Here is a 10,819-nt window from a genome sequence, read left to right as displayed (position 1 = left end):
GCCCCGACGTCGTTCAGGGCCTTGATGTGCGGGCCCATCGCGTCATTTACATGATCGATCAGCAGCGGAGCAGGGCGCTTGGGCAGGACCACCGTTCGTTCATTCGTCAGGCGATTGCGCAGGCGGCCAGATGGGCCAGACGTTGCCAATCCCTGGCGCGATAAACCATTGGCCGACAACCTGACGGCCTATCTCGAGCTGATCCAGGAACACGCCAGGGAAACGACCGCGGCTGGACGGCCCAGGTTGCTGCTGGTGGCCGAAGCACTGGGTTTCAAGGGCGGTGGCGAGACCGGAATCCCGTTGTCGAGCCCGGCACTACTGCGTTCTTGTAAGCATCCCTTTATCGAGACGCTGAGACCGCACCTCGCCCTGGTACCGGAGGGCGGCAGCGAAGCCACCGCCACCATCGCCTGGGAGTGCTTCGCACGTCTTGGGCTGACGCCGCTGGTGTGGAACGCCTTTCCCTTCCACCCCCATCAAATAGCGCGACCGCGCAGCAACCGCGCGCCACGCGCAGCAGAGTTGCGCGAAGGCATCGACTGGCTCAGGCGGCTGGATCAGCTGGTCGCTGCCCACTCGACGCCGACGATGGTGGCTGGGGTAGGGCGAAAGGGCACCCTGGCCGCTCAGGCTGCCTTTCCCGAGCGCGAGGTCGTCGCCCTGCGTCACCCTTCCTACGGCGGCAAGGCCGAATTCGAGCGAGGCCTCAGGCTGCTGATGAGCCGGCTGGATACTGCCGACCCTGCTCGCCAGAAAGCGCTCCCGAAGCGGACCGCTCGATTGACCTGCTTGCAGGGCACGGTCTGACTGTGTGTCAGGCACAATTCGAAAGGTCGATGAGCCAAGGCACTTCTGGTGCACGCCTTAGATATCGGCAGGGATCGTCGTATCCTCCAGCAGAGTGCGCAGATCGTCTTTGATCGTTGGCGCCATTTCGCTATCGAGAGAGGTCTGCGCCGTTATCGGCGAGGGACTCGGATCATCGGCCAAGATGGGAGTGATGGCGGGGTCAGTGAGTTTGCCAGCGCTCTCGCCGTCATCGAGAAGCTCGGCGATATCGAGTGGCTCGGCTGCGGGAGTGTCCTGGTTTGATCGTCCCTTCACCGGCGAGTCGTCGTTGATGCGCACGAGCAGCTCACCCAGGGCACTGTCGCCGTCGCTGTCGGTGATCCGGTAGCCAAAGCTTAGATCCAGATTGTCCTCGATATTGACCCCACCATGGTCCAGCGGGCGAGCCAGGGTGACGCGGTAGGTACCGTCCTCCACGTCCAGCAGCTCGACGTGAAGTGCTGTCCTGCCATCGGCGTCGAGTCCGGTCAGCTGCTTGCCCTCAGCGCCTGGCTGCCAGTCGATCCTTGTGCCACCGGACCGGATATCAGGAAGGTTGTGGGTTTCCCAGACAACGTCGCCGGCGCCGTCGTCTCCAAAGTCGTAGCCGAGGTTGCCCATGGCGACGGTTGCTTCGCCGGGTATGTCGCCGATTCCACCGGGCTCGCCCCCCGGCAGGCCATCCTCATCGAGCAAGGCAAGTGGCGATGAGGTTGCAAGGTCACCATCACTCAAGGGCGTCGTTGGGCGATCGTCAGACAGTAGTGCTGCATTGACGCTGATGCGACCCTCGCTTGCCACGCTATCGCCATCACCATCGGTGGTGACAATCTGAAAGACCAGCTCTGTGTCTGAGGTGATGTTGGGGCTGGCGTTCAGGGTGAAACTGCCGTCCGAGTTGACCGTCAGGCTTCCCTGTGGAGTAAAGATGCGTTGATCCAGGTCGAACTCGGTGGTGCTACCGGCCAGGGTCACCTTGGTGGAATCGACGCCATCGGCGCCGCCGCGCTGGCGCCAGAAGCCGGTCACGTTGTCGCCAGCGTCCACGGCGACGGGTGAATCGATGGTATTTGTCGGGGAGTCATCGTCAACCACGATGCCTACCCTGGCAGATGCCTGATTGTTCTGGCTATCGCGAATGGTGTACTTGACCGAAAAGGCCAGGTCATCCTCGTTACCTGTGATGGGATGATCCAGTGGTGCGCGCAGGGCAAGGCGATAGGCCCCGGTATCGATATCGGTAACGGTCAGGTGCAAGACGGTCTGGCCGTCCAGGGTCCTGGCTGCCAGGGTCTTGCCGCTGGGTGAAACAACATAGTGTAGCGCTTCGCCCTGGGACGACAGGCTCGGCAGGCCGCTGGACGACCACGAGAAGGGCGCGAAATCTGCCGCTCCCAGGCTGCCAAAGCTGTAGGGGATGGTGCCGGTGACCACCGTCGCAGACCCGCCAAGGTCGCTCGGGCCTTCGAGATTGCCGCCGGGAAGCCCATCCTCATCCACACTGGCGACCGTGCTGATATCGTCGCCTTCCTCTAACGGGGGCGACAGGATGGTCGCGGCAACGAAACTATCCAAGCCAGACTTCATGGTAAAAATCCTTGCCGGTAAGTGATGAAGGGTGTTTGCAGGGAATCCGACGCTCTGGCGAATAGGAAGAGTATGCTGAAGTAAGAATCCCCGCACCCAGTCGTCTGCATCTATCCTAATGGGAAGGGGTGGCTATTGGTTAGGGGAGGGATGCTTTGGTAGTAATACAATCAGTGGTATAGGCAGACGTCAGAAGCAAAAATGTCAAGAATGAGAGGTTTTTATGTCATTGTCATAAGAGGGATCGATAGTGACGGGTGTGACAATGTACTAGAGGAAAAAGCATCGATCTCGTACATCGCGCCTTGTCTTGAAGATCGAAAGGAGGAGGCTGCTGGCTACATTCAACGCGGTCATGCCCAGACCCGAGGAGAAATCGATTGCGGCCGTGTCGAAGAAGCGGAGGTTGCTTCTGCTCTGGGGGTGCGAATTGGAGAGCTACGTCTGAATCCTGAAGACCGAGGTTATTCACCTGAATCCGTTCGCCACGATGGAACCGTCGCAGCAGGCTTGCCTCCAGTGTACCCATGGCGACAACCACGAACGCCTCATGCGGAAACGAAAAGCCTGAACCCTGTACACAACAGGACTCAGGCTTTGAGCGCCGGCTGAACGAGATGGCCAGCCATTGTGGGTCTGGTCATACTTGTCGACGCTATTTTCAGTTCTTTCTAATGCTTGTCATCAGGTTGTTGTCAATGGGTGGGCGGCGGGCCGCCCATCCCGTTTTCCCTCCGTTGCCCTAGGGCTTGTCTGAAAAGTGCCTGCGCTCGGTAATACGGCGTTAAAAATCGGATCAAAATGCTCATTTACACCCCGTAAACTGCGCTTTCTCACCGATTTTTGCCTTGTCTAACCTTCGCTCGTCGACTTTTCGGACAGCGCCTAGTCGACCTTCAACTGGCCATCGTCGAGCAGGTTCTGCAGGAAGGTGTCCCCATCTGCTCCCATCTGAACGCCGATCAGAACGACCACCTGGTCAGCGTTGCCGCCTCCGGCGGCGAGGTTACCCTCGCTGCTGATGGACAGCACGGTGTCGTCTCCGTCCTGGTTGGCCTGCAGGTAGTCTGCGAGGTTGTTCTCGTCGGCACCCTGGAGAAGGTCGGCAAGATCGAGCCGATCGGCATCGGCATCGACGCCAAACTCGCCGACGGTGAAGTCGGTCACGGTATCCCGTGCCGGCGTGGCCGAGCTACCGGCATCATCCAGCCCCCAGGCAAAGACATCGGCTCCGGAACCACCGGTCAACTGATCGTTATCGCCACCACCGATCAGCAGATCGCTATCACTACCACCGAGTAGTAGATCGTTTCCGCCGCCGCCGATCAGAATGTCGTCGCCCGCCCCACCGGATAGCTGATCGTCACCACCATCGCTGCGCGATCCGCTGGCCAAGGCATCGACATTGTCCCGGATAAAGACGGCCGTCTCATCCCTGGTGGGCTCGGTGCCATTCTGCGTGGTCAGGTAGTCGACCAGTCCGGCAAAGCCACTTCCGCTCTCTCCTCCGACACCCGCTGGGTTGATCTCGTCGCCAAAAATTACGTCGTCGCCGGCACCGCCGGCCAGAACGTCATCGCCGAGATCCGCCGGCTGATCGAAGGACGAGCCACCGTCCAGCGCCGTTGCAAACTCCTCGGGGGTGCCAATCATGGACACCTCACCGGCTGGCACAAGCTGGTCGTCTGTGTAGCTTTGAAGATCGAGCGAGATATCCTGAACGTACAACGTGAAGAACTCCCCTCTAGCGTTCTCCACCTCGAACTGTAGCCTATAGGTTCCTCCTTCCAGCCCGTTGGCCACAATCTGAGTAGTACTATTGTTGATATTGCCCGAGCGAAATCTTAACCCCGTGGCAACGGCATCCCAGCCTCCCTCATCATTTTGCGTCTGCAGCTCCCAGGAGAAGTTGTCGTTTATATTTCCTTCCTGTTCCAGGTCGTTTGCGGTGTCGGTCACGAAGTTAAATGACACGCTATAGAACTGGTTGACACCGGCAGGTTCATTCACGACGAAAGCGTCACTGGTGACGATCGTGCTGCCATCACCCGTGCCATTGTCCCGAATGCGTAGATAGGTGCCGATCGAGCTACTGTCGATGGTCACTCCACCATCAGCCGTCTGCAGCGCCCAACTATCGATGGATGCGAGTCTTCCCGTGTCTCCCGTATTAAAGGTGGCAAGAAATTCCGCATCGCCTACCGATGTACCGGCATCCAGGGGAGTGGGCACCATCTTCAACCCACCACTTGAGGTGTTGTCAAGAACCTTCAATACCTCAAGGTTGGCGTCGTCGCCTACCCCGATCGCCTCTACCCGACTGATAGCGGCCAGCGGATCGTATCCTTCGAGAGAGTTGACAATATCACCTAGGGTGGTGACGTTTCCTTCCCCTGTATCAGTGACGCCAATGTTTCCGTTCGCGTTATGAGATACGGGGTCTCCATCGGACATGAAGTAGGCAACGTTGTTGAAGCCCTCCTGACTGACAGACGTCATCCAATCGTTGGCGACAACAAAGGCTTGCTCATAGTTGGTTCCAGAAATAACCCCTCTGCTATCCAGGTAGGCATTGATGTCGTCCAGATCCGCTACTGACAGATCATTGAACTCGATCGAGTTAGCCACCTTACCAGCGAACGTCACGATCTGGGCATTGATCGATCCTTCGAAAGAAGCCAGTTCGGTAAGCTGGGCTCGTAGCGCTTCGATGGCCACCTTGAAGCGTGATTGTCCGTTTTCCAGAAACTGCCCCATGCTTGGTGACACGTCCAGAATAAAGGACACATTGTGGTTCTGCGCAGGTTCGAGCACGGTATGGGTGCCGCCGGCATCACCGAGAATGACGTCGTCACCATTGCCACCGGTGGTGCTGTCATCGCCGCTGCCGCCGACGAGTAGCTGGTCACCATCCGGCAAAGCCAGCGCCAGAGTACCGTCGGCTGTATCGCCGTCGTTATCCGTTACGGCCAGTGGCAATGCCAGTGTCGGTGCATTCTCCGCTTCGGCGTAGACAAAGTCCCCTACAGAAAATGGCCGGGTGCCATCCAAACCGCGATACTCGATCGCTTCAAAAGCCTCGCTGGTCGTAAGCACCAGCTGAGCACCGACGGGAATGCTTCTCACGTTGAGGGTGCCATCGGCATTTTCCTCAATCGTCACCGACGAGGTGATGTCATTGCCGGCACTATCCAGGAAGCGAACATCGCTCCTTGAAAGGTCCAGCACCTGACCGCTGACGGCAACCGGATGTCCGCTCGTGTCGGTGCCATCAGAAGCTGAAGAAATGGCCCTGATCTCGATATCGGCAAAAGTTGCTTCTGTATTGATAAACTGGCGGATATAGGTAATTCCGCGATGGTTATCCCAGCTTGCTTCGGTGTTGGTAAAACGGAGGTTGTCAACGAAATCGAGTCGAACCGACTCGTTGAAGCCCGTCAGGTCATCGTGGCCCGCAGCCAGCTGTGTATCCCCGTCAGTTCGCAGCCAGGACGCATGAGGCCCATTGTAAGTCCAGGCGGATGCCACAACATCGGCTGCTCCCTCGGTTCCCTCAAAGCCGACGAAGCGATGCCCGGATCCGGAACCATTGTCTCCGAACTCAAACACAATGTGTTTGCTGCCGTCACTGATTTGCGTGCTGGTACCGTCAAATGCTCGGATTTCATCATCGAGGACCTCTACCTCGTAGGTAGAACCATCCGCCGCCAAACTCACCTCGAACGCCACGTCACCTCCAGCGGTCTTGGCCTGCAGCGTCTTGCCATCACCGCTCAATTGGTAGGTCAGGCTCTCGCCATTAGACGTGAGCAGCATCCCGCCACTGGCACTCTTGACCTCCGCCCCGTTCAGTCCGGCACCAAATTGCACGGACTTGATGCCATCGGCTCCCGCAATATCGCCAAAGTTGACTGTGCCTGAGGCCAGCAGCCCATCCTGGGCATCGGATGCATGGGGCGTATCGTCATCGACCACCACCGAAAGGAAGCCATTTGCCTGGCTGCCATCGGCATCGGTAATGGTGTAACCAGCGAAGAAACCGAGATCGTTCTCGCCATTGCCCGGGGAGTGCTCGAGCGGCTGGTGCAGTGTCACCTGATAGGTGCCCGAGGCCTGGTCGGTCAGGGTGATGGTGATTACCTGCTCGGTGCCGCCACTACCATCGCTGGCCAAACCGACAATGGTGCTGCCAGCGTTGCCAAGCGTGAACGTTACCGCACGACCATCCGCGGTCTCGAGATCGGATGGCAGGCCGGCAAGGCGCCAGGTGAAGGCACCGTTGGCTGCAGGACCATCGGTGCCAAAGCTGTATCCTAAGGTGCCACTGGCGACGGTGTTCTCTCCTGCCACGTCACCGACGCCACCGGCGATGCCGCCAGGCAGGCCATCTTCGTCAACGACAGCAGTGGGGTTGGTGGTGGTTGGGTCACCATCGCTATCGGGGGTGGTGGGACCAGTGCCGCCATCGGCGACTGCGACATCGAGGCTACCGCCGACCGTGCTGCCGTCGCCGTCGGTGGCGGTATAGTCGATGGTAGCGTTGCCGACGAAGCCGGGATTGGGCGTGAAGGTCAGGCTGCCGTCCGGGTTGACTGCGACGGTACCGACGGTCGCGCCACCCTGAACGGTGGCACCGGTTAGCGCGCCTTGACCATCGGCGCCGAACTGGTCGTTACCGAGCACATCGACGGTGACGGTGCCATCGTTGTCGGTGGTGGCGCTGTCAGCGCTGGCCACCGGCGTGTCGTCATCGACCGTGATATCGATACTGCCGGAGGCGCTGTCACCGACGCTGTCGGTGATGGTGTAGCCGACGCTGAAGTTGATGTCGCTCTCGACACCGGGGTGGGAATGATCCAGCGGCTTGGCCAGCACCACCTTGTAGTTGCCGTTGGCAACGTCGGTGAGCTGGACGGAGATGACACGGTTACCCGTGTTGTCAAAGCCGACCAGCGAACGACCATTGCCGCTCAGCGACCAGGTGACCGGGCTGCCGCCGGAGGTCAGGACGGGGAGGCCTGTGGTGTTCCAGCTAAAGCTGCCAGGGCCGTCGCTGCCAAAATCGTAGCCCAGTGAGCCGGTGGCCGCAGTCCGTTCGCCGGCCACGTCATTGATGCCACCGGCGATGCCGCCAGGCAGGCCGTCTTCGTCGAGTACCGCCTTGGGGGGCGTGGTGTTGGGATTGCCATCGGTTTCCGGCGTGGTGGGGCCAGTGCCGCCGTCGGCGACTGCGACATTGAGGCTGCCGCCGACCGTGCTGCCGTCACCGTCGGTGGCGGTATAGTCGATGGTGGCGTTGCCGACGAAGCCGGGGTTGGGCGTGAAGGTCAGGGTGCCGTCGGGGTTCACCGCGACGGTACCGACGCCCGCGCCGCCCTGGACGGTGGCGTTGGTGATGCCGCCGGGGCCATCGGCGCCGAACTGGTCGTTGCCGAGCACATCGACGGTGACGGAACCGTCGTTGTCGGTGGTAGCGACGTCGGCGTTGGTCACCGGCATGTCGTCATCGACCGTGATATCGATACTGCCGGAGGCGCTGTCACCTGCACTGTCGGTGATGGTGTAGCCGACGCTGAAGTTGATGTCGCTCTCGACGCTGGGGTTGGAATGATCCAGCGGCTTGGCCAGCACCACCTTGTAGATGCCGTTGGCAACGTCGGTGAGCTGGACGGAGATGACACGGTTACCTGTGTTGTCAAAGCCGACCAGCGAACGACCATTGCCGCTCAGCGACCAGATGACCGGACTGCCGCCGGAGGTCAGGACGGGGAGGCCGGCGGTGTTCCAGCTAAAGCTGCCGGGGCCATCGCTGCCAAAGTCGTAGCCCAGTGAGCCGACCGCCGCGATCCGTTCGCCGGCCACGTCATTGATGCCACCGGCGATGCCGCCAGGCAGGCCGTCTTCGTCGAGTACCGCCTTGGGAGGCGCCGTATTCGGATCTCCGTCGGTCTCCGGCGTGGTGGGGCCAGTGCCGCCATCATTCACCTGGACGCTGAGGCTGCCGTTGACAGCGCTGCCGTCACCGTCGGTGGCGGTATAGTTGATGTTGGCATTGCCGACAAAGTTCGGGTGGGGGACGAACGTCAGGGTGCCGTCGGGGTTGACGGTGACGGTACCGACACCCGCGCCGCCCTGGACGGTGGCGTTGGTGATGCCGCCGGGGCCATCGGCGCCGAACTGGTCGTTGCCGAGCACATCGACGGTGACGGAGCCGTCGTTGTCGGTGGTGGCGACGTCGGCGTTGGCCACTGGCGTGTCGTCATCGACGGTAATGCCGATAGTGCCCGAGGCGCTGTCACCGACGCCGTCGGTGATGGTGTAGCCGACGCTGAAGTTGATGTCGCTCTCGACGCTGGGGTTGGAATGATCCAGCGGCTTGGCCAGCACCACCTTGTAGATGCCGTTGGCAACGTCGGTGAGCTGGACGGAAATGACACGTTCACCCGCGTTGTTGAAGCCGACCAGCGAACGACCATTGCCGCTCAGCGACCAGGTGACCGGGCTGCCGCCGGAGGTCAGGACGGGGAGGCCGGCGGTATTCCAGGTAAAGCTGCCGCGGCCGTCGCTGCCAAAGTCGTAGCCCAGCGAGCCGATCGCCGCGAGCCGTTCGCCAGCCACGTCATTGATGCCACCGGCGATGCCGCCAGGTAGGCCGTCTTCGTCGAGTACCGCCTTGGGGGGCGTGGTGTCGGGATTGCCATCGGTTTCCGGCGTGGTGGGGCCTGTGCCTGTGCCGCCGCCGTCCGCGACTCCGACACTGAGATTGCCGGTAACGGTGCTGCCATCGCCATCGGTAGCGGTGTAGTCAATCGTGGCGTTTCCGGTAAAGCCAGGGTTGGGAACAAAGGTCAGGGTGCCGTCGGGGTTGATGGTGGCGGTGCCAACATCCGGGCCGCCCTGGACGGTAACACTGGTGAGCTCGCCGGGGCCATCGGCGCCAAAGTTGTCGTTGTCCAGTACGTCAACCGTGATGGGCCCGCTGTTGTCGCCTGTGGCGGTATCGTCGCCCGGCACTGGCATGTCGTCATCCACGGTAACGCGGAGGATGCCCTGCGCACTGTCGCCGTCGGCGTCGGTGATGGTGTAGCCGACGCTGAAGTTGATGTCGCTCTCGACATCGGCTCGGGGGTGATCCAGCGGCTTGAACAGGTCGACCCGGTAGGTGCCGGCGGCAAGATCGCTCAGTTCAATCGAGAGGACCTGCTGGCCGCTGGCGCTGGTGCCAAGAAGAGAGCGTCCGTCTGCGCTGAGTGCCCAGCTGACCAGGCTTCCCTGGGAGGTCAGTACCGGCAGGCCGGCGGTGCTCCAGGTGAAGCCGCCAGGGCCGTCATCGCCGAAGTTGTAGCGTAGCCGGCCGGTGGCGATGGTGCGTTCGCCCGGGTAGTCATTGATGCCACCGGCGATGCCGCCGGGAAGGCCATCTTCATCGACCACTGCCTTGGGCGACACGGTGGCAGAGTTGCCATCCGTCTCGGGGGTGGTGGGGCCTATCCCATTGCCGCCGGAGATGACGATGTGGGCACTGGAGCTGAAGCTGTCACCGTCGCCGTCCTTGGTGGTGATGTTGAAATCGAGTGCGCCACTGGCATCGTTGTCGGCGCTGAAACTCCAGGTGCCGTTGGGGTTGACGACCAAGATGCCCTTGCCGGTATCGATCGGGGTGCCGAGCGGATACTCGTTGTCGTCGGCCTGGAGGTTGACGACGGTATCGGCGACGCCGTCGGCCCCGCCTTGCTGTGACCAGGTACCGGTGACGGTATCGCCGGCTTCCAGGCTCGAGGGTGCGATAACGGTGGTGGTCGGCGAGTCATCGTCGATATCCACGCCCAGGCGTGCAGTGGCGCTATCACCGTCACCATCGGTGATGGTGTAGTAGACCGAAAAGATCAGGTTGTTCTCGATGGTTGCGTCGGGATGATCGATCGGGCCGAGCAGCGAGATGCTGTAGCTGCCTGAGGCAAGATCGGTCAGCCTGACCTGAAGTAGGGTGGTGCCATCGCTGGTAGAGGCGGACAAGGTCCGGCCGCTTGTGGAAACCTGATAGGAAAGGGACTCGCCGCCAGATGTCAGTGAAGGAAGGCCGGTGGTTTCCCAGCGAAAGGGATGGGTCGCGGCTGGGCCGTTGGCACCGAAATTATAGCCAAGGGTGCCGGTTGCCACGGTGTCCTGGCCAGCCGCATCCTGTGGGCCGCCAGGAATACCATTGGGCAAGCCATCTTCATCCAGCAGCGCCAGGGCGGTGACCTGGGTGGTGCTGTCCTGCGCCAGCAGTGTGGCGGCAGTGGACTGATTCAATGATGAATCGGTGTTGAAGTTCATTGGATAATTCCTTGCATGGATGCCGTTGGGGAAGGCGGGGCTTGTTAAACGTATGCAAGGAAAAAAGATCGCGACATTGTAC

General features: G+C 60.9%; 3 protein-coding genes. 1 reads left to right on the top strand and 2 read right to left on the bottom strand.

What is annotated here, in order from left to right:
* Positions 1 to 168: 168 nt before the first annotated feature.
* On the top strand, positions 169 to 810 hold the full coding sequence (locus RBB39_RS08930; protein WP_045992647.1) for a uracil-DNA glycosylase: 642 nt from the start codon (positions 169 to 171) through the stop codon (positions 808 to 810).
* 57 nt (positions 811 to 867) lie between these two features.
* Here RBB39_RS08930 and RBB39_RS08925 read toward each other — a convergent pair whose 3' ends face one another.
* A complete protein-coding gene (locus RBB39_RS08925; protein WP_045992646.1) occupies positions 868 to 2,418 on the bottom strand; it encodes a hypothetical protein in 1,551 nt (516 codons plus the stop codon).
* 885 nt (positions 2,419 to 3,303) lie between these two features.
* Positions 3,304 to 10,737 (bottom strand): Ig-like domain-containing protein, encoded by a 7,434-nt coding sequence (locus tag RBB39_RS08920; RefSeq protein ID WP_306169033.1) that lies wholly within the window; start codon positions 10,735 to 10,737, stop codon positions 3,304 to 3,306.
* Positions 10,738 to 10,819: the final 82 nt, after the last annotated feature.

This window comes from Halomonas sp. MMSF_3323 (assembly GCF_030733595.1).
In the GTDB taxonomy this organism is placed as follows: domain Bacteria; phylum Pseudomonadota; class Gammaproteobacteria; order Pseudomonadales; family Halomonadaceae; genus Halomonas; species Halomonas litopenaei.
The sequence above is the reverse complement of the archived record's forward strand: the minus strand, read 5'-3'. Positions and strand labels throughout refer to the sequence as shown.

Coding starts and splice junctions, on each gene's coding strand:
- RBB39_RS08925 (WP_045992646.1), bottom strand. CDS start 2,418: ATGAAGTCTGGCTTGGATAGTTTCGTTGCCGCGACCATCCTGTCGCCC.
- RBB39_RS08920 (WP_306169033.1), bottom strand. CDS start 10,737: ATGAACTTCAACACCGATTCATCATTGAATCAGTCCACTGCCGCCACA.